The sequence below is a fragment of the Actinomadura spongiicola genome (assembly GCF_003432485.1).
In the GTDB taxonomy this organism is placed as follows: Bacteria; Actinomycetota; Actinomycetes; order Streptosporangiales; family Streptosporangiaceae; genus Spirillospora; species Spirillospora spongiicola.
Genome location: NZ_QVNQ01000014.1, coordinates 77,881 through 97,354, shown reverse-complemented (window position 1 = coordinate 97,354; position 19,474 = coordinate 77,881). Strand labels below are relative to the sequence as shown.

Below are 19,474 nucleotides of genomic sequence, written 5' to 3'. Positions count from 1 at the left end.
CTCCACTGTAATCGGCGATGTCAAACATGTGTTCGATCACCGGGAGCCGGCGTGCTGGGGCGGGGTTCCCGCTCGCGCGGCGTCAGAAGTCCTTCAGCATCTCCTTGAGGAGGACGATGGTGCGGGCCGGGGAGGCGGCGCGGATGGCCAGCGAGTCCATGATCTCCTTGTAGCGGTCCGCCTCCTTCCCCTCGGGGTAGCGGGCGCCGGTCAGTTGTTCCAGGTAGACGACGTCGTCGAGGTCGTGCTCGGCGAACCGGACGATCGTGATCGGCCCGCCGAGGGCGAGGTGACCGCCCGCGGCGAACGGTAGGAGCTGCACCTTCACGTTGGGCATGAGCTCCGACACGGTGATCAGATGCTCGATCTGGGCGCGCATCGTCGTCGTTCCGCCGATGGGCCTGCGCAGCGCCGCCTCGTCGATCACCGCCCAGAATCTGAGGGGGGAGACGGGACGGCGAAGGACGTCCTGCCGGGCCATCCGTACCTTGAGGCGCCGGTCGAGCCCGTCGTAGGCCGCGTCGTAGTGCTCCAGCCCGATGACGGCCCGCGCGTAGTCGAACGTTTGCAGGAGCCCCGGGACGTACTGCACCTCGTACGCGCGGATCGTCGTCGCCGACTGCTCCAGACCGACGTACTGCTCGAACCAGCCCGGTACGACGTCGCCGTAGCTCTGCCACCAGCCCGGCCGCTTCGCCTCCTTGACGAGTTCGATGAAGCTTTCGCGCTCGGCCTCGTCGTCGAGGCCGTACAGGTCGAGCAGATCCAGGACGTCGCGCACCTTGAAGCCGTGGCGGCCGAGTTCGAGACGGCACATTTTGGACGCTGATCCGCGGATCGCCGCTCCGGCCTCCGCGCGCCCGATTCCCTTCTCCTCACGCAACCGCCGCAGGCGCGCACCGATCTGCATGCGCAACGCGGTCGGACCGGCCTGGCGATGATCAAGCACTAGATCTCCAGCACCTCGAACGTCCCGACAACTCTGGGAGGGTCTCACACGCCATGACGGACGCGCAGGCAACCTTCGGTCAGAGATATGTAACTGCCAGTGGACCGTGCAAATCGCATCATGCTGGTTGAAGTCGCAGGAGGGATCGTTCCACTCCGGTGTCACCGACCGCGCACAAGAAGATCCAGGTCGGCTCTCGTCACCCGGGCCCGTTCGGCGACCCGGTCACGGTCCGTGCCCGCCGCGGCGACGATCTCGATCGCCCGCAGCAGCATCGTCGGCTGTTCCAGTGCCCTGGGTTGTCCCGGTTCACGCCGTCGCCATCCCCGCGAGCTCAACGCGCTCATCGCGTTCCGGTAGACGATCTCACTCATGATCCGCAGGGTGCGGGCCCGGTAGAGCAGTGCCGCCATGCTGACGCCCCAGGTCGCCTTCAGCTCGGTCAGCCGATCCCAGTCGGCGGTCTGCGGCAGTTCGCCGCGGATGTCCTCCTCCGGCATGAGGAACTCCGCCGCGAACCTGTTCGCCTGATCCTCGACGATCTTCTCCCCGGGTTCGGCGTCGGCGTGCATCACCAAATGCCCCAGCTCATGGGCGCCGTCGAACCGGTTCCGCCAGTAGTCGCCCTTGGCGGGGTTGAAGAAGACCATGGGCCGCGGATGGACGCCGACACTGAACGCGTCGACCCGTTCCGCCGCGTCCGGCAGCACGAGCACGATCACACCGTGCCCTTCCAGGAGCCTCACCACGTGCGGCACCGGGCCCGGTTCACCCAGCAGGGACTTTCTCGCGACGCGGGCCGCCTCGACCGGACCGTTTCCGGCGATCTCGTCCGGCGACACCACGTACTCCGGCAGGTCGACGTCGGGGAAGTCGACGAGATCCTCCAGCGCGGCGACGACGTCGGTGGCGATCCGCCCGTAGGCGAGCGCCTGGTCCCGCTCGATCTGGCTGGTCGACCGCAACGACCGGAAGTGGGCGCCGTCCAGCGACACGGGACTCCGCCCACCCTGGAAGAACTCGACGGGCACCCCGAGAGCGATCGCCAGGCGCCGCACCATCGGCTCCTCGGGCGCCTGCACCCCGGCCTCGTACCGTCCGATCGCCTTCGGTGTCGTTCCGACGGCCTGCGCGACCTGGTTCTTACGCAATCCCCTGAGCCGCCGGGCGAGTGTCAGCCGCTCGCAGTCGAACAGCACCCGCGCCACCTCTTGCTAGGCCGATTTCGTCTCCCCACGGAGCCGCACCGGGACGTCCTCATGGTCGTCCCACAGCGGCATCGTCCGCTCGACGAGCTTACGACGTGGATCGGGCCCGAGGGTGTCGTCCAGCTCCTTCACCCAATGCCAGGCCGTCCCGCCGTCCGCGTTCCACCTGGGACGCCCCAGGAACAGCTCCAGTTCCAGCGGCTCGTCGGTGGCGCTGTGCGCGAGCACCAACGTCACGACCCCGGGCGTGTCGCGCTGGATGCCGAGCGGCAGTTCCAGTTGCGGATCCTCGACGTATCCCTGCCGCGCCACGGCCTGCTTGGTGGGGCTGTCCCGATCCCAGCGAATGCCGCGCACGTTCCCGAACTCGTGCCGCTTCAGCAGGATCCGGTACGGCCCGTAGCGCCAGCCCGGGGAACCGTTGAGGTCGTCCCGGACGACCTGGGGCTCGTCCTCGAAGGCGCGGTCGATTCGCGTGGCCAGCACGTCGAACGCGCTGACCCCGTACGAACGTTCCGTGAAGCCCGCCGCCCGGCTCAGCGAACCCAGGACCGCCAGTGTCGCGTCCCGGTGGGCCTCCCGCAGGGCATGCAGGAAGCCCGCTGCCAGCAGCTCGTCCCAAGCGAGCCTGTCCTCAGCCACGCGCCCACTCTAGACAGCCGCACCGACAATACGAGCGGCCCTGGAACCGCGGTCCTTCGGCGACCAGCCTGAGCCCGCGTCTCCTCGACCATGGGGAGCAGCACGTGATCGTTCTTGGGCGTGCCGGCTCCGTCGCGTCGATCAATGTCTCGCGCGGGCGTTGCGCTCGCGGCTGCTCTTCACGGGTGCGGTCTTGCCGTCGGCGACCGCCTTCTCGTGCTCCTGCCATCCCTGGAGCCATTTCCACCCGGCTCCCAGGGCGGCGGTGCTGGCCGCCACCATGAAGGTGGTCACCTGAGTCTCGTCGAGCTGGGTTCCCGGTACGTACTCGGCCACCACTCCGGCCAGCCATCCGGCCGCGACGGCGAACACGGGTGTGAACAAGGCGACCCCGCGCCCCAGCCACGAACCCTCGCCCTCCGGCCCTTCGATCTCCGTGCTCTGCGCGGAGATCTCGTCGACCGCGTTTTCTACCACATACATCACCCACTTCGTGTGATGGATGAGCTGATAATGATCAGTCGTCCGGTGATTTTGTCCTCACTCCAATCGTGAGGTGCCGAGGGCTCGGTTGCTTCAATGCGGCCAATGTCGGCCACTTTTGTTTCGGCCTCGGCCATCCGCTTGCGTGAGCGATGCGATGATCATAAGTTGCAACGGAGGTTACGGTCTTTGGGCAGGTCACAGCTAGTGTGGTTGCTGTTATATGCGGTTGAGGACGAGCTTTGATCGGGGGGCGGGATCTTTCTTTCACGTGGTGGTTTCGTGTTCTGCGGTGAGGGTGTTGGCAATATGATGAAATGTCGCGATAGGGGTTAAGTTAGGGTTTTGGGTATGTCGTCGAGGCCGGAGCGGATCGCGTTCGCCGGGTAGCGCACCGGTTCCTCCCCGTCGCCGGTGATTCGCCAGATCACCCTGCGGCGTTCTGGGAGGCCTGGCGGACGTGCTTGCGGCGTAGTGGGGGACGGCGGCCGGGCACATCGCGGCCAGCGCCCGTGCGGCGGGGACGGCCTTGCGTCATGTTGGCAGGCCCTCCTCGGCCGCTGCACGTGCGAGAGGAGTTCGTCGAGGACGCCTACGGCTGGGACGGTCGCGGGATAGACGCAACCGTCGCGGTGGATGATGCCGAACAGATCATGCAGAGCCTGGTCGGCCGCCTGTGCATCGTTTGATGCGACCCGTTCCAATATGTGCGGAAGATTCGCCGCGGTGACGTATGCGTCAGTGAGGGGCGTCCAGTCGGCCACGTCCTGGAATGGTCCGGTCATGTTAATCGAGGAGGAACCCGATTCTGTATTGGGCGGTTGTGCTTGTGCGGGCCTGCGCGGACACCCTCCGTCACACCTGACATTCCACAGCAAACCACCGTACTTCCGGACGGGCCCGGTCCCGAGCTTATTTGATGATGATCGGGGTAGGGCTCCCCCGGGTGTGCCATCATGGCCCTTCTGGCACTGGACATTGCATTTCGAAGTGCACCTTTAGGGGACGATCCCGATGAGCGAACGGCTCCCATCGACACGCAGAAATCGCGCGAGCCTGGCCTACAAACTGCGGTATGCCGCCAAGAATCCGGACAAGATCAGACCGTATGTGGGCAGGGTGGCCAGGGATCTGCGGATCCGGCTGTCCAGCCGCGACCACGTCGCCTACTACCGGGCCGTGATGCGGTCCGACGCGGCCAGGAGCCCGGAGGCCGCGGTCGGGAGCCGCAGCCACGAACGCTGGCTTGCCCTCGGCCAGATGCAGTTCGACTACCTGCTGAAACACGGCCTGAAACCCGATGACCGGCTTCTGGAGATCGGGTGCGGCAATCTGCGGGCCGGATGGCGGTTCATCGATCATCTCGACGCCGGGAACTACTACGGCATCGACATCTCGCCCGACATTCTGCTCGCCGCGCAGAACACCCTCGTCCAGCAGGACCTGCGTGACAAACTTCCGCACCTGACCCTCGTCAACGACCTGAAATTGCGTTTCCTCCCGTCCGAATACTTCTCCGTCGTGCACGCGCACAGCGTCTTCAGCCACTCGCCCCTAGAGGTCATCGACGAATGCCTCGCCCATGTCGGCCGTATACTCACGCCCGACGGCTTCTTCGACTTCACCTTCGACCGCACCGAAGGCACCGAACACCACGTCCTGCATGAGGACTTCTACTACCGGACCGAAACCCTCATCGCCCTCGCCGAGAAGCACGGATTCACGGCCCGGTTCATGGACGACTGGGAAGAACTCCCGCACGGCCAATCCAAGATCCGCGTCACGCACTCCACTCGCGATCGAACGGACTGAGCGATATCGGTCATCGGCGTCGATTGAACGCGGACGCCGCATGGAGTGCCGATACCGGGACGTCGCGCGTCCACATGTGGTGATCACAGCGGTACGGCGCGCCGAAGCCGAGCGAATTGTTTAGAGTGGACGGGCCCGGTCGGCGTGCGCGGAGACCGGGCGTCGTGCTCAGGTCGGGATCCCGGCGGCCGTGGTGCGGGGTCCCCGTGGACAGGAGGGATCTTCTGTGGACCTCAAGGCGGACCAGGAGCGCTTCGGCTTCCAGGCCGAGGTGACGCAGCTGCTGAACCTCATGGCCAACTCGCTCTACAGCAACAAGGAGATCTTCCTCCGTGAGCTGATCTCCAACGCCTCGGACGCCATCGACCGGTTGAGGTTCGAACGGTTCTCCCAGCAGAGGGCGGAGGAGAACGCCGAGAAACCCTGGATCCGGGTCGGATACGACAAGGACGCGAAGACCATCATTGTCGCCGACAACGGCATCGGGATGAGCCGCGACGAGGTCGTCAAGAACATCGGCACCATCGCCAAGTCGGGCACGAAGGAATTCCTGAAGGGACTGAGCGGAGACGAGCGGGCCGACGCGAACCTCATCGGCGAGTTCGGTGTGGGCTTCTACTCCGCGTTCGTGGTCGCCGAACGGGTCGTCCTCACCACGCGCAGGGCCGGGCTGCCCGCCGAGGAGGCCGTCCGGTGGGAGTCCGACGGGGCCGGTGAGTTCACGCTGGGGCCCGCCGAGCGCGCGGAACCCGGCACCACGATCGTCCTGCATCTCCGCGAGGGCGAGGACGACCTGCTCAACGGATTCCGGCTGCGTTCGATCGTGCAGAGGTACTCCGACCACATCGGAGTGCCGATCCTGATGCCGTCCGACGACGGGGAGGGCGAAAGCGCGGTCAACGAGGCCTCGGCGCTGTGGCGCCGACCCAAGAGCGAACTGACGGAGAAGGACTACCACGACTACTACCGGCACATCACCGGTGACTTCTCCGAGCCGCTGATCCATCTGCACGCCAAGGTGGAAGGACGCTACGACTACACGCTGCTGCTCTTCGTCCCGTCCCACGCGCCGTACGACCTCTGGGCCAGGGAGTTCCGCCGGAAGGTGCGCCTGCACGTCCAGCGGGTCTTCATCATGGAGGACGACGGTCAGCTCCTCCCCGACTACCTGCGGTTCGTCACCGGGATCATCGATTCGAGCGACCTTCCGCTGAACGTCTCCCGCGAGATCCTGCAGAGCAGCCTGGCCGTCGAGCACATCCGTGCCAGCGCCGCCAAGAAGGTGTTGAAGCTCCTGAAGGACCTGGCCGACAAGGAGCCGGAGAAGTACGCGGTCTTCTGGAAGGAGTTCGGCACCGTCCTGAAAGAGGGCGTCGCCGAGGACTACTCCAACCGTGAGGAGATCACGGAGCTGCTGCGCTTCACGTCCACGCATTCCAGCACCGAGAACGCGGACGTCTCGTTCCGCGACTACATCGGCCGGATGAAGGAGGGCCAGGACAAGATCTACTATCTGCTGGCCCCGTCCTTCGCCGCCGCCACCGCGAGCCCGCACCTGGAGGCTTTCCGCGAGAAGGGCGTCGAGGTGCTGCTGCTCAGCGAGGCCGTGGACAACTGGGTCGTCGGCGGTCTGGTGCAGGAGATCGACGGGCACCGCCTCCAGTCGGTGGCGCAGGGCGCCCCACCGGACTTCGGCGACTCGGAGGACGAGGACGGGAAGAAGGCCATCGAGGAGGCCACCGAGGCCCACGCCGACCTGACCGCCAAGCTGAAGGAGCTTCTCGACGGGAAGGCATGGGACGTCCGCGTCACCAACCGGTTGACGACCTCGCCCGCCTGCATCATCGCCGCCGAACCCGACACCGACTTCAACCTGGTGCAGCGCCTGCGGGGGACGGGCCTGCCCAACCAGCCCGTCCTGGAGATCAACCCGGGGCATCCGCTGATCCGGCGGCTGAACGCGCGCCCCGACGATCCGCGGCTCGGCGACTGGGCCCACGTGCTGTTCAACCAGGCCGTCCTCACGATGGGCGCACGCGTCGAGGACCCGGCGTCCTTCGCCACCCACCTCAACGAGCTCCTCGTCGCCCTGACCGAGGAGACCTGACGAAGGACGCGCTTTTCAGGTAGCTCGGCGCCCCCGCCGGGCCATGGCTGGACACGCCTCTGGTGGACGTACCACCATGGCCCGGGGGTGTCGAGTCCCTCGAAACACCCAGCGCCGCTGTCAGCGTGAAGCGCAAGAAGAAGCTCCGGGGCACCCACAAGCCCGCCCTCATCCTGGTGAACTTCGGCAAGTGCCAGGCCCGTTATCGGCGTGCCTCAGCCCGCACGCGAACGCGTTACCCGCCCGGTGGAGCGACGCCGGAGGCGAGCGGAGCCGGGCGGATCGCGAAGCGATGTCGCGTTCGCCTCAGGACAGGTCACGTAGCGAGCCGTTAGGCGAGCGAAGTGGGCCTGGCCTGCAATTAGTACGGCGGAGGAGGTAGGTGTCCATGATCCAGCCCTTGCGGGCGCGGGCCTCGGCGCGGACGGCGCGGATCCGGTCGGCGACCTCCGTGACCGGGCCCGAGATGAGGATCTCGTCGGGGGTGCCGAGGTAGGCGCCCCAGTAGATGTGGAAGTCGTCGGCGGTGCCCGCGAAGGAGCAGGCGGCGTCCAGCATGACGAGGACGTCGTCGCCGGTGGGGCCGTCGGCGGCGAGGCGGCGGCCCGTCGTGAGGTGGACGGGACGGCCGACGCGGGTGAGGGTGACGCGGTGGCGGGCGGTGAGCGCGGAGACGCTGCTGATGCCGGGGATGACGTCGTACTCGAACTCGGCGTCGATCTCGTCCAGGGCGGCGAGCGTGCTGTCGTAGACGCCGGGGTCGCCCCACACCAGTAGCGCGCCCGTCTGACCGTCGGCGAGTTCGTCGGTGACGAAGGACTCGTAGATATCGGCGCGGCGTGACCGCCAGTTCTCGACGGCGGCCGTGTACGCGGGGGCGGTGCGGTCGCGTTCCGGGTCGCGGGCCTCGACGATCCGGTACGGCTCGCGGCCGTGCGCGGCGATGAGGTCGCGCCGCAGCCGGGTCAGGTCGTCCTTCGCCTCACCCTTGTCCACGAGGAGGAAGACGTCCGCGGCGGCGATGGCCTTGGCGCCCTGGAAGGTGAGATGGTCGGGGTCGCCCGCGCCGATTCCGATGATCAGAAGCCGCTTCACCTGGCTCAGTGTGCCAGGTCCTGCTGCTATAGGCTTGTCGTCGCATTTCTACAGACTCGTCCCTAGAAGGCGGGGATTGGGGGCCGGTGGACGCGCGTGTCATCTCCGTCGTGGGCATCGGCGCCGACGGGTGGGACGGGCTCGCGGAGACGTCCAGGAAGGCGCTGCGGGAAGCGGAGGTGCTGCTCGGCGGACGCCGCCAGCTCGCCCTCGTCCCCGGTGGGAAGGCCGAGCGCGTGGCGTGGCCGTCGCCGCTGCTTCCGGCGCTCCCCGGCTTGATCGAGAAGTATGAGGGCCGTGCGATCGCCGTCCTGGCCAGCGGCGACCCGATGTTCTACGGGATCGGCTCCACGCTCGCGGAACTCCTCGGCCCGGCGCGGCTGCGGGTGCTGCCGCATCCGTCGTCGGTGTCGCTGGCGTGCGCCCGGCTCGGCTGGCCGCTGGAGCGGGTCGACGTCGTCAGCCTCGTCGGCCGTCCGGCGGAGACCCTGAACGCGCTGGTCGCGCCGGGGAGACGGGTCCTGGTGCTCGGCGCGGACCGGGAGGCGCCGCGAATCGTCGCGGCGCTGCTCACCGGACGCGGATTCGGGCCCAGCCGGATGACCGTCCTCGGCGACCTCGGCGGCGGAAACGAAACGCTCCGGCACGGGACCGCGGACGAGTGGACGGAGCCCGCCGCGTCCGCGCTGAACATCGTCGCCGTGGAATGCGCGCCCGGCCCCGACGCGGTACGGCTTCCACGAACGGCCGGGCTCCCCGACGACGTTTTCGAACACGACGGGCAGCTCACGAAGAGCGAGGTCCGCGCCATCACGCTGGCGCGGCTCGCGCCGCTGCCGGGCGAACTGCTGTGGGACGTCGGCGCCGGAGCCGGAAGCGTCGCGATCGAGTGGGCGCGGGCGCATCCGTCCTGCGCGGCGGTCGCGGTGGAGGAACGTCCCGAGCGCGCCGAACGGATCGGCCGGAACGCCGGGACGCTCGGGGTGCCCGGAGTGCGCGTGGTGACGGGCCGGGCGCCGGACGCGCTGGACGGGCTGCCGCGCCCCGACGCCGTGTTCGTCGGCGGCGGCCTCACCGTCCCCGGCCTCCTGGAACGCTGCTGGGACGCGCTGAGACCCGGCGGTCGGCTCGTCGCCAACGCCGTCACCCTCGAATCGGAGGCGCTGGTGGTCCAGGCCCGCCGGACGCGCGGCGGGGAGCTGGTCCGCGTCGGCGTCGAACGGGCGGCGCCGCTCGGCGGATTCACCGCCTGGCGCCCGGCGATGCCCGTGACCATCTGGACGACCTGGAAGGACAGCGAATGACCGTCTACTTCGTCGGGGCCGGTCCCGGCGCCGCCGACCTCATCACCGTGCGGGGGCTGCGGGTGCTGGAGTCCGCGCCGGTGTGCCTGTACGCGGGGTCGCTGGTTCCGGTGGAGCTGCTGGACGCCTGCCCGCCCGGCGCCCGGCTCGTCGACACCGCGAACCTGACGCTGGACGAGATCGTCGCCGAGCTGACCGCCGCGCACCGGGACGGCCTGGACGTCGCGCGCCTGCACTCCGGCGACCCGTCGGTGTTCAGCGCGGTGGCCGAGCAGATCCGGCGGTTGGACGCGGCGGGCGTCCCGCACGAGATCGTCCCGGGCGTGCCCGCGTTCGCGGCGGCGGCGGCCTCGCTGGGCCGGGAGCTGACCGTCCCCGGCGTGGGGCAGACGGTGATCCTGACCCGGACGGCGGCGCGCGCCACACCCATGCCGGACGGCGAGGACCTCGCCACCCTCGGCGCGAGCGGCGCCACGATGGTGCTGCACCTCGCCGTCCAGCGGATCGACGAGGTGACCGCCGAGCTGCTGCCGCACTACGGCGCGGACTGCCCGGTCGCGGTCGTCGCCCGCGCCAGCCGCCCGGACGAACTGATCCTGCGCGGCACCCTCGCCGACATCGCGGCCCTGGTGCACGAGGCCGGGGTGAAGCGCACGGCCGTGATCATCGTCGGGCGGGTGCTGGCGGCGTCGGCGTTCCCGGGCAGCCACCTGTACAGCGCCGGGCGGCAACGGGGGTGAGACGCGTCCTGATCCTCGGCGGGACGGCGGAGGCGCGGGACCTCGCCGCGCGGCTGGCGGACGTCCCGGGCCTGCGGGTCGTGTCGTCGCTCGCCGGGCGGGTCGCTGACCCGCGCCTCCCCGCCGGTGAGGTCCGGATCGGCGGTTTCGGTGGCCCGGCCGGGTTGGCGGCGTGGCTCCGCGACCAACGCATCGACCGCGTCGTCGACGCCACGCATCCGTTCGCGGAGCGGATGAGCGCGTCCGCCGCGGACGCGTCCCGGCTGACCGGTGTGCCGCTGCTCGCGTTGCGCCGCCCCGGCTGGGTCGAGGAGGACGGCGACGACTGGCGCCGCGTCCCGTCCCTCGTCGCCGCCGTCGCCGCGCTGCCGGACGGCGCCCGCGCGTTCCTCACCACCGGGCGCCGCAGCATCCCCATGTTCGCCGCCCGCACCGGCGTGTGGTTCCTCGCCCGGTCGGTCGACCCGCCGGAGGGGCCCGTGCCGTCGAACGTGCGGGTGCTGCTGTCGCGGGGGCCGTACACGCTGGACGGTGAACGCGCGCTGATCCGCGAACACCGCCTGGACGTGCTGGTCACCAAGGACAGCGGCGGCGCGCTGACCCGTCCGAAGCTCACCGCCGCGCGCCAGGCCCGGATTCCCGTCGTCATGATCGACCGTCCGCCCGTCCCCGGCGGTGTCGAGACGGCCGGGGACGCGGCTACCGCCGCGCGCTGGGCTCAGGGGTAGCGGCGGGGAGTGAAGACGACGCCGCGGTCGGTGACCCGGGTCGTGGACGACCCGACGATGACCAGGCAGCGCATGTCGACTTGTTCGGGGTCGAGCTTGCCGAGCGTCGTGACGGTGACGGTCTCCTCGGGGCCGCCGACGTCGCGTCCGACCACGACCGGCGTTTCCGGGTCACGGTGTTTCAGTAGCAGTTCGCGGGCCGCGGGGAGTTGATGTTTGCGGCGGCTGGACGACGGGTTGTACAGGGCGAGCACCAGATCGGCCTCCGCCGCCGCCGTGAGCCGCCGGGCGATCACGTCCCAGGGTTTGAGCAGGTCCGACAGCGACAGGACGCAGAAGTCGTGGCCGAGCGGCGCCCCGGCCCGCGCCGCGACGGCCTGCGCGGCGGTCAGCCCCGGAACGACGCGCACGGGCACGTCCACGAACTCCTCCGCGACCTCAAGCACGGCCGTCGCCATCGCGAACACCCCGGGATCGCCGGACGAGACGACCGCGACGCGGGCGCCGTCCCGGGCGAGGGCCAGCGCGTGCCGGGCCCGGTCGGACTCGACGCGGTTGCCGGTGGAGTGCCGCCGCTGCCGGGGGTTCGGCGGCACGCGGTCCAGGTACGGGCCGTAGCCGACGAGGTCGGTCGCCGACGCCAGGACGTCCTGCGCCTCAGGAGTGAGCCACGGCCGCCCCGCCGGTCCGAGCCCGACGACCGTGACGCTTCCCGGTTCGTCGGGCCGCGCCGGGGGAGGCGCGGTGAACGACTGCTCCGCCGGGCTCGTCAGCAGGGCCAGCGACATGTACGGGACGTCCGCCGGATCGACGTCCGCGAGCGGCACGACCCGCTCCCGGTCGGTCGCGGCGCGTTCGACGTACCAGGCGTCGCCGAGCCGCCCCGCGTCCTCGAACGCCTGTCTGACCTTGGGGAACGTCCGGCCGAGTTTGAGGACGGCAGCCGCGTCCGTCGCCCGCAGCCGGACGGTCAGCTCGTCGCCGGGCAGCGTTCCGGGCAGCACGGTCAGCGTCTCGTCCCGCTCCACCAGCGGCCGTCCCGCCGCCGCCGACGCCGCGCTGACCGAGGTCACGCCCGGCACGACCTCCGCCGGATAGTGCGGTGCGAGTCGCTTGTGGAGATGCATGTAGGAGCCGTAGAACAGCGGGTCGCCCTCGCTCAGGACGACGACCGTCCGGCCCGCGTCGAGATGTGCGGCGAGCCGGGCGGCGCACTCGGCGTAGAACGCGTCCAGCGCCCCCTGGTACCCGCCCGGATGATTTGTCGTCTCCGTCGTCACCGGATAGACGAGCTGCTCCTCGATCTGACCGTCGCCCAGGTAGGGTTCCGCGGCGGCACGGGCGATGCTGCGGCCGTGCCGGGCGCAGTGATAGGCGACGACGTCCGCCGCGCCGATCAGCCGGGCCGCCTTCACCGTGACCAGTTCGGGGTCGCCGGGACCGACGCCCACGCCGTAGAGCCGTCCCGTCATCACTCCGCCTCACTGGCGATGGCGTTGACCGCCGCCGCCGCTATCGCGCTGCCACCGCGCCGACCGCGCACCACCAGATGCGGCAGCCCGCTCGCGCCGAGGGCCTCCTTGGACTCGACCGCGCCGACGAACCCGACCGGGATCCCGAGGATCGCCGCCGGACGTCCCGCGCCGTCCCCGACCAGTTCCAGCAGCCGGAACAGCGCGGTCGGCGCGTTCCCGATCGCGACGACAGCGCCATCCAGGCGGTCGAGCCAGAGATCGAGCGCCGCCGCGCTGCGGGTCGTCCCCAGCCGCGCCGCCAGGTCCGGAACACGCGGGTCGCCGAGCGTGCACACGACCTCGTTGCCGGCGGGGAGCCGCGCCCGGGTGACACCGGACGCCACCATCCTCGCGTCGCACAGGATCGGCGCGCCGCCGACCAGCGCCGCCCGTGCCCGCTCCACGACCCCCGGCGACCAGGCCAGGTCATCGACGAGGTCGGTCATCCCGCAGGCGTGGATCATGCGCACGGCGACCCGCGCCACATCCTCGGGCAGCCGCGACAGGTCGGCCTCCGCGCGGATGGTCGCGAACGACCGCCGGTAGATCTCCGCGCCGTCGCGGATGTAATCGATCACGTGTGCCCTTCCGGTGCCGCCGTCTTCAGAACGACCGGCCCGCGCGGCATCCCGCAGCACCGGTCGCATCCCGCCCAGTGGACGGGGGTTCGAGGAGCGTGCGCGAGCCCGTCCACCCAACGCCGCGCCTGACCCTGCACATCACCCCGCGACTTCGCGCACCCGGGACTCCCCGTGCACGCGGTGACACCCACCCACGGCGAATCCGCATCGGTCGCGAACCCGTGCCGCTCCAGGAATCTCACGCACCGCTCGACCTCGTCCCGCTCCAGATCCCGCAGGACGACACTCCGCCACGGCGTCAACCGCACCTCGTCCACGACCTCGGCGAGCGCTTCGACCTGCGCCCCCGACATCCGCCCGAGCGGCGGCACGACCTCCAGCGCGACACGTCCGTCCCGCTGCTCGACGATCCCCGCGTGGGGGGCCGGCGGATCCGGGACAAGCCCATCGCCAGCCAACACCCCGCCCAGCCGTTTCGCGACGAGGCGCGGCCCGTCCGGCACCTCACCCAGCCGCCACGCGTCCCCGCGAACCTGCAGAAACGCCTCCGCCGACGCGACCATGACCGCGACCGAATCACCGAACTCCAAGTCCACCGCCGTCCCGGCCAAGAGCAGACCCCCGGACGTCAACGCGACATCGGCACCCAGCGCGACGACATCACCAGTGCCGTCATCCACCGCAAAAAGAAACCGACCAGGCAGATCGGCCAACACGGGGTTCGCGCACACCGCCCGGTCCAGCGCGGTGACAAGGGGATCGGTGTCGAGCACACCGCGAATCCCACGCCCCCCGAGCGGCGACGCGACGATGTTGCGAACCCGCTCATGGGACGCCGACGGCAACAGCCCCGCCCCCGCCAACCGGTTCGCGAGCACCGCCGGATCACGGACACCCCGCACCTGAAGGTTGGCCCGGGACGTCAACTCGATGACGTCCACCCCGACCTCGCGAGCGGCGGCACCGAGCACCCTGAGCTGCGCCGCCGACACCGCACCCCCGGGCGTCCGCACACGCGCCAACGCCCCGTCCGCGGCGTCGTGCGTCTGCAACGCCCCGGGACACGCGTCGGCACGCATACGCCCCACCAAATGAACATCCGGCACGATGAGGATGTAACCACACCCTCCGGACCCCAACCGGCTCTGAGGTGACCGACCACCTTCCCGGCCGTGGACGGGGTCCAAGGGCTTGGGGGCCTGCGGGCTAGGCGGGTGGGGTGGGGTGTCGTACGCTCTAGGTGGACGACGGCAGTGGAGGAAGCCGGTGGGAATCCGGCGCGGTCCCGCCACTGTCACCGGGGAGTGAACCCCGTTTTCGGCCACTGTCCTCGCGGATGGGAAGGCCGGGGCGAGTGTTGATCCGGGAGCCAGGAGACTTCCGCCGTCGTGACACCCGCGACCGGGGCGAGGACCCCAGGGGGAGGATCTGCCGTGTCCGTTGTCCTGCTGCTTTCGACGTCCGACACCGACCTGTTGAGCGCGCGTGCGTCCGGTGCCGCGTATCGGCTCGGGAATCCCGCACGATTGTCCGTGGACGACCTGCCGGAGCTTGTCGAGGGCGTTGATCTGGTCGTTGTGCGGCTGCTCGGTGGGCGGCGTGCCTGGGAGGACGGGCTTGAGGTCCTGCTCGCCGGGCCCCGGCCGGTGGTCGTCCTCGGTGGGGAGCAGGCGCCCGACGCCGAGTTGATGGAGTTGTCCCGGCTCAGGGGCAGGGTGAGCGGTGGCGTGTGTGCTGATGCGCATGCCTATCTGGCGCATGGTGGGCCCGCGAATTTGGGTGAGTTGCATGCCTTTCTGTGTGACACCGTGCTGCTCACCGGGCGCGGGTTCGAGCCGCCGCAGCCGACGCCTACGTGGGGGCTGCTGGAGCGGGAGTCCCGGGGTGCGGTGGGGCCTGTGGTGGGGGTGCTGTACTACCGCGCTCATCATGTGGCGGGGAACACCGCGTTCGTCGAGGCGTTGTGTGCCGCTGTGGAGGACGCGGGCGGGCGGGCTCTGCCGGTGTTCTGTTCGTCGTTGCGCACGGCGGAGCCGGAGTTGTTCGACGTGTTGCGGGAGGCGGACGCGCTGGTCGTGACCGTCCTCGCGGCGGGCGGGACAAGACCCGCGACGGCCGGGGCGGGCGGTGACGACGAGGCTTGGGACGTGGGTGCGCTCGCCGAACTGGACGTGCCCATCTTGCAGGGGCTGTGCTTGACGACGTCCCGGGCGGCCTGGGAGGCGAGCGACGACGGGCTGTCCCCGCTGGACGCGGCGTCGCAGGTCGCCATCCCCGAGTTCGACGGGCGGATCATCACGGTTCCGTTCTCGTTCAAGGAGATCGACGAGGACGGGCTGACGGTGTACGCGGCTGATCCGGAGCGGGCGGCGCGGGTCGCGGGGATCGCCGTCCGGCATGGTCGGCTGCGGCACACGCCGACCGGGGAGCGGCGTCTGGTCGTGATGCTCTCGGCGTATCCGACGAAGCATTCGCGGGTCGGCAACGCCGTTGGGCTCGACACTCCGGCCAGCACCGTGCGGTTGTTGGCTCGGCTCGCGGAGGCCGGGTACGACCTGGGCTACGGCTTCCCCGGTGTGGCGGAGCAGGACGGGGACGCGCTCGTCCACGCGTTGATCGCGGCGGGTGGGCAGGACGAGAACTGGCTGACAGAGGAGCAGCTCGCCGGTAATCCGGTCCGGATCTCCGGGGCGGCGTACGAGCGCTGGTACCGCACCCTGCCGGAGGACCTGCGGGACGAGATGGAGCGGCACTGGGGCCCGCCGCCCGGGGAGTTGTTCGTCCAGGACGGGGACATCGTCCTCGCGGCCCTGCGCGCCGGCAACGTGGTGGTGATGGTGCAGCCGCCGCGCGGGTTCGGGCAGAACCCGATCGCGATCTACCACGATCCGGATCTGCCACCGAGCCACCACTACCTGGCCGCGTACCGGTGGCTGTCGGACGAGTTCGGCGCCCACGCGATCGTCCATGTCGGCAAGCACGGCAACCTGGAGTGGCTGCCGGGCAAGGCGGCGGGCATGTCGGCGTCGTGCGGCACGGACGCGGCGCTCGGTGACGTGCCGCTGGTCTACCCGTTCCTCGTCAACGACCCGGGAGAAGGGACGCAGGCCAAGCGCCGGGCCCATGCCGTGCTCGTCGACCACATGGTCCCGCCGATGGCGCGTGCGGAGACGTACGGCGACATCGCCCGACTCGAACAGCTCCTGGACGAGCACGCCACGATCGCCGCGATGGACCCGGCGAAGCTGCCCGCGATCCGCGCGCAGATCTGGACGCTGATCCAGGCCGCGAAACTCGACCATGACCTCGGGTTGGACGACCGTCCGCACGACACCGAGTTCGACGATTTCCTCCTGCACGTCGACGGCTGGCTGTGCGAGGTGAAGGACGCGCAGATCCGCGACGGCCTGCATGTGCTCGGCCAGGCCCCGGCGGGGGAGGCCCGCGTGGACCTGGTGCTGGCCATGCTCCGAGCCCGGCAGATGTGGTCGGGACGGGAGACGCTGCCTGGTTTGCGTGAGGCGCTCGGCCTCACCGAGGACGGCACCGAAGCGCGCGCTGATGTGGACGCCGTGGAGGCCATGGCTCGGTCGCTCGTCCAGGCTATGGAGGACGCGGGGTGGGCGGTGGACGCGGTGTCCCGGGTTGTCGGGCAGGTTTCCGAGGGGCGGCGCGAGGTCGTGGCGCGGGTGTTGGAGTTCGCGGCGACGGAGGTCGTGCCGCGGCTGGACCGGACGACCGATGAGCTCGACCACGTCCTGCACGCCTTGGATGGTGGTTACATTCCGGCTGGTCCGAGCGGGTCGCCGTTGCGTGGGTTGGTCAACGTGCTGCCGACCGGGCGCAACTTCTATTCGGTCGATCCTCGTGCCGTGCCGAGCCGTCTCGCGTGGGAGACCGGGCAGGCGATGGCCGACTCGTTGCTGGAGCGTTATCGGACCGACCATGGTGAATGGCCTCGTTCGGTGGGGCTGTCGGTGTGGGGGACGAGCGCGATGCGCACGGCGGGTGACGATGTCGCCGAGGTGCTCGCGCTGCTCGGGGTCCGCCCGGAATGGGACGAGGCGTCGCGGCGGGTGACGAGGCTGGAGCCGGTTCCCGTGGCGGAGTTGGGGCGGCCGCGCATCGATGTGACGGTTCGTATCAGCGGGTTCTTCCGGGACGCGTTTCCGCACGTCGTTGCGATGTTGGACGATGCCGTCCGGCTCGTCGCGGGTCTCGATGAGTCTGATGACGACAACTACGTCCGCGCCCATGTGCGGGACGACGCCGCGCGGCACGGGGACGAGCGGCGTGCCACCCTCCGGGTGTTCGGGTCGGCGCCCGGCGCGTACGGCGCGGGTCTGCTGCCGCTCATCGACAGCGGGAACTGGCGGGACGACGCCGACCTCGCCGAGGTGTACGCGGTGTGGGGCGGCCACGCCTACGGCCGCGACCTCGACGGCGTCCCGGCCCGCGCCGACATGGAGAACGCCTACAGGCGGATCGCCGTGGCCGCCAAGAACGTCGACACCCGCGAGCACGACATCGCCGACTCCGACGACTACTTCCAGTACCACGGCGGCATGATCGCGACCGTGCGGGCGCTGACCGGGCGGGACCCGGAGGCCTATGTCGGCGACAGCACCCGACCGGACGCGGTCCGCACCCGAACGTTGTCGGAGGAGACCGCGCGGATCTTCCGTGCTCGTGTCGTCAATCCGAACTGGCTGGCCGCTATGCGGCGGCATGGTTACAAGGGTGCGTTCGAGTTGGCCGCTACCGTCGACTATTTGTTCGGTTACGACGCCACGACCGGTGTCATGGCCGACTGGATGTATGACCGGCTCACGGCCGCGTATGTTCTCGACGAGGAGAACCGCGCGTTCATGGAGGAGTCGAACCCTTGGGCGTTGCACGGTATCGCCGAACGGCTGCTTGAGGCGGCCGAACGCGGCATGTGGGAGCACCCGGACCCCGACACCCTTCAGGCGCTTCAGGAGGTCTACCTCAAGGCGGAAGGCGACCTGGAGGACGACACCAGCCGTTGAGCCGCCTGCGGATGCCCGGCCCAGTGCAGGTGCAGGTACGACGCGGTGATGCGGGCGTCGCCGAAGCCGTCCCGTCCGGTGGGGGCCCAGCGGAAGAGGGGGGCGGCGCCGGTGGTGAGGGTCGTGCGGTGGAACTCGTGGCCGTGGAAGCGTTCGCCCGGACGGGTCAGCGGCGATTCGGCGACGGCGACCGCGTCCCGGTAGCCGAGGGTCAGTGTCGGCGTCATCCGCGCCCGTCCCGGAACCCGTCCGCACATCCTCTGCCCGTCGAGTTCCTCGCACAGGTACAGCAGGCCCGCGCATTCGGCGACGATCGGGCCGTCGAAGGCCGCCACCGTCGCGAGCATCGGCTTGTTCGCGGCGAGTTCGGCGGCGTGCACCTCGGGGAACCCGCCGCCGAGGACGAGCGCGGCGGCACCCTCAGGGAGGGCCTCGTCGCGGAGCGGGTCGAAGACGGCGACATCGGCGCCCGCCGCGCGCAGCAACTCGGCGTGCTCGGCATACGAGAACGTGAACGCCTTCCCGCCCGCCACCGCGACGACCGGACGGACGCCCGGCACCGGTCGCACCTGTTCGGCGGGGTCCCAGGGGCGGCCGGGCAGCGGGGGTGCGGTCGCGGCGAGGCGCAGCAGAGCGTCCAGGTCGCAGGAGCGGGCGATCAGGTCGCCGAGCCGTTCCACCGCCCGCACGGCGTCCGGTTCGCGTTCGGCCGCCGGGATCAGCCCGAGATGCCGGGACGGTGTGACGACCTCGTCGTCCCGGCGGACCACCCCCAGCACCGGGACGCCCGCCGCGTCCAGCGCGGACCGGCACAGTTCCTCGTGCCGGTCCGAGCCGACCCGGTTGAGAACGACGCCACCGACCCGGACATCCGGCTCGAACGACGCGAACCCATGCACGAGCGCTGCCACTGACCGGCTCTGCCGCGCCGCGTCCACGACGAGCACGACGGGCGCGGCGAGGAGCCGCGCGACATGTGCCGTGGACGCGAACCCGGTGTCGCCACGCCCATCGAACAGGCCCATCACGCCCTCGACCACGGCCACGTCGCAGCCGGACGCGCCGTGCAAGAACAGCGGCGCCACCCGGTCCTCGCCGGTCAGCCACGGGTCGAGGTTGCGGCCCGGACGTCCCGCCGCGAGCGCGTGGTAGCCGGGGTCGATGTAGTCGGGGCCGACCTTGTGCGGGGACACCGCCAGGCCACGGGCCCGCAGCGCCGCGATCAGACCGGTCGCGACCGTCGTCTTCCCGCTTCCGGACGCGGGCGCCGCGACCACCAGC

General features: G+C 70.2%; 16 protein-coding genes and 1 riboswitch. Of the genes, 7 read left to right on the top strand and 9 right to left on the bottom strand.

Annotation, left to right across the window (positions count from 1 at the left end):
• Positions 1-82: 82 nt before the first annotated feature.
• The 4 genes from D0T12_RS32490 to D0T12_RS32475 all read right to left on the bottom strand — a co-directional run bounded on the left by D0T12_RS32490 (position 83) and on the right by D0T12_RS32475 (position 3,282).
• Positions 83-949 carry a helix-turn-helix domain-containing protein gene (locus tag D0T12_RS32490; RefSeq protein ID WP_233526422.1) on the bottom strand — a complete coding sequence of 289 codons (867 nt, stop codon included), beginning with the start codon at positions 947-949 and terminating at the stop codon, positions 83-85.
• 161 nt (positions 950-1,110) lie between these two features.
• The gene (locus D0T12_RS32485; RefSeq protein ID WP_233526421.1) at positions 1,111-2,148 is read right to left on the bottom strand and encodes an XRE family transcriptional regulator; all 1,038 of its coding nucleotides are present in this window, start codon (positions 2,146-2,148) and stop codon (positions 1,111-1,113) included.
• A gap of 15 nt (positions 2,149-2,163) precedes the next feature.
• The gene (locus D0T12_RS32480; RefSeq protein ID WP_117404611.1) at positions 2,164-2,799 is read right to left on the bottom strand and encodes a hypothetical protein; all 636 of its coding nucleotides are present in this window, start codon (positions 2,797-2,799) and stop codon (positions 2,164-2,166) included.
• A gap of 141 nt (positions 2,800-2,940) precedes the next feature.
• Positions 2,941-3,282: a hypothetical protein gene (locus D0T12_RS32475; protein ID WP_117404609.1), complete on the bottom strand. Its 342-nt coding sequence runs from the start codon at positions 3,280-3,282 to the stop codon at positions 2,941-2,943.
• Positions 3,283-3,848: 566 nt separating this feature from the next.
• Here D0T12_RS32475 and D0T12_RS37115 point away from each other — a divergent pair.
• From D0T12_RS37115 to htpG, 3 genes are all read left to right on the top strand, one after another.
• A complete protein-coding gene (locus D0T12_RS37115; RefSeq protein WP_267900431.1) occupies positions 3,849-3,971 on the top strand; it encodes a hypothetical protein in 123 nt (40 codons plus the stop codon).
• Positions 3,972-4,296: 325 nt separating this feature from the next.
• A complete protein-coding gene (locus D0T12_RS32470; RefSeq protein ID WP_117404607.1) occupies positions 4,297-5,094 on the top strand; it encodes a class I SAM-dependent methyltransferase in 798 nt (265 codons plus the stop codon).
• A 226-nt stretch (positions 5,095-5,320) separates the two neighbouring features.
• A complete protein-coding gene (gene htpG / locus D0T12_RS32465; protein ID WP_117404605.1) occupies positions 5,321-7,201 on the top strand; it encodes a molecular chaperone HtpG in 1,881 nt (626 codons plus the stop codon).
• A gap of 306 nt (positions 7,202-7,507) precedes the next feature.
• On the opposite strand, the gene cobF is transcribed toward htpG, so the two are convergent.
• Positions 7,508-8,296, bottom strand: coding sequence for a precorrin-6A synthase (deacetylating) (gene cobF, locus D0T12_RS32460; protein WP_117404603.1), 789 nt, complete (start codon positions 8,294-8,296; stop codon positions 7,508-7,510).
• A gap of 86 nt (positions 8,297-8,382) precedes the next feature.
• Between cobF and cbiE the strand changes: the two genes are divergently transcribed.
• The 3 genes from cbiE to D0T12_RS32445 are packed head-to-tail and all read left to right on the top strand — an operon-like array spanning position 8,383 to position 11,068.
• Positions 8,383-9,600, top strand: coding sequence for a precorrin-6y C5,15-methyltransferase (decarboxylating) subunit CbiE (cbiE, locus tag D0T12_RS32455; RefSeq protein ID WP_117404601.1), 1,218 nt, complete (start codon positions 8,383-8,385; stop codon positions 9,598-9,600).
• On the top strand, positions 9,597-10,340 hold the full coding sequence (gene cobM / locus D0T12_RS32450) for a precorrin-4 C(11)-methyltransferase (RefSeq protein ID WP_117404599.1): 744 nt from the start codon (positions 9,597-9,599) through the stop codon (positions 10,338-10,340). The genes cbiE and cobM overlap by 4 nt, the downstream gene beginning before the upstream one ends.
• Positions 10,337-11,068 (top strand): cobalt-precorrin-6A reductase, encoded by a 732-nt coding sequence (locus D0T12_RS32445; protein ID WP_117404597.1) that lies wholly within the window; start codon positions 10,337-10,339, stop codon positions 11,066-11,068. Before cobM ends, D0T12_RS32445 begins: the two co-directional genes overlap by 4 nt.
• Here D0T12_RS32445 and D0T12_RS32440 read toward each other — a convergent pair.
• Genes D0T12_RS32440 through D0T12_RS32430 form a run of 3 tightly spaced genes read right to left on the bottom strand, consistent with a single transcriptional unit; the run spans position 11,059 to position 14,242 of the window.
• Positions 11,059-12,540, bottom strand: a complete 1,482-nt coding sequence (locus D0T12_RS32440; protein WP_117404595.1) for a precorrin-2 C(20)-methyltransferase — start codon at positions 12,538-12,540, stop codon at positions 11,059-11,061. The genes D0T12_RS32445 and D0T12_RS32440 overlap by 10 nt on opposite strands.
• Positions 12,540-13,160, bottom strand: a complete 621-nt coding sequence (locus D0T12_RS32435; RefSeq protein ID WP_199487833.1) for a precorrin-8X methylmutase — start codon at positions 13,158-13,160, stop codon at positions 12,540-12,542. The genes D0T12_RS32440 and D0T12_RS32435 overlap by 1 nt, the downstream gene beginning before the upstream one ends.
• The gene (locus D0T12_RS32430; protein WP_117404734.1) at positions 13,157-14,242 is read right to left on the bottom strand and encodes a precorrin-3B synthase; all 1,086 of its coding nucleotides are present in this window, start codon (positions 14,240-14,242) and stop codon (positions 13,157-13,159) included. Before D0T12_RS32430 ends, D0T12_RS32435 begins: the two co-directional genes overlap by 4 nt.
• A gap of 152 nt (positions 14,243-14,394) precedes the next feature.
• Positions 14,395-14,565, top strand: a riboswitch (cobalamin riboswitch).
• A 31-nt stretch (positions 14,566-14,596) separates the two neighbouring features.
• Here D0T12_RS32430 and cobN point away from each other — a divergent pair.
• Positions 14,597-18,193, top strand: coding sequence for a cobaltochelatase subunit CobN (cobN, locus tag D0T12_RS32425; RefSeq protein ID WP_117404591.1), 3,597 nt, complete (start codon positions 14,597-14,599; stop codon positions 18,191-18,193).
• Here the strand turns inward: cobN and D0T12_RS32420 are convergent.
• Positions 18,148-19,473, bottom strand: coding sequence for a cobyrinate a,c-diamide synthase (locus D0T12_RS32420; protein ID WP_199487842.1), 1,326 nt, complete (start codon positions 19,471-19,473; stop codon positions 18,148-18,150). The genes cobN and D0T12_RS32420 overlap by 46 nt on opposite strands.
• Position 19,474: the final 1 nt, after the last annotated feature.

What these genes read in the sequence shown, in the direction of transcription:
- D0T12_RS32475 (WP_117404609.1), bottom strand. Translation starts at nt 3,282, where the DNA reads ATGTATGTGGTAGAAAACGCGGTCGACGAGATCTCCGCGCAGAGCACG.
- D0T12_RS32470 (WP_117404607.1), top strand. Translation starts at nt 4,297, where the DNA reads ATGAGCGAACGGCTCCCATCGACACGCAGAAATCGCGCGAGCCTGGCC.
- cobM (WP_117404599.1), top strand. Translation starts at nt 9,597, where the DNA reads ATGACCGTCTACTTCGTCGGGGCCGGTCCCGGCGCCGCCGACCTCATC.
- D0T12_RS32440 (WP_117404595.1), bottom strand. Translation starts at nt 12,540, where the DNA reads ATGACGGGACGGCTCTACGGCGTGGGCGTCGGTCCCGGCGACCCCGAA.
- D0T12_RS32430 (WP_117404734.1), bottom strand. Translation starts at nt 14,242, where the DNA reads ATGCGTGCCGACGCGTGTCCCGGGGCGTTGCAGACGCACGACGCCGCG.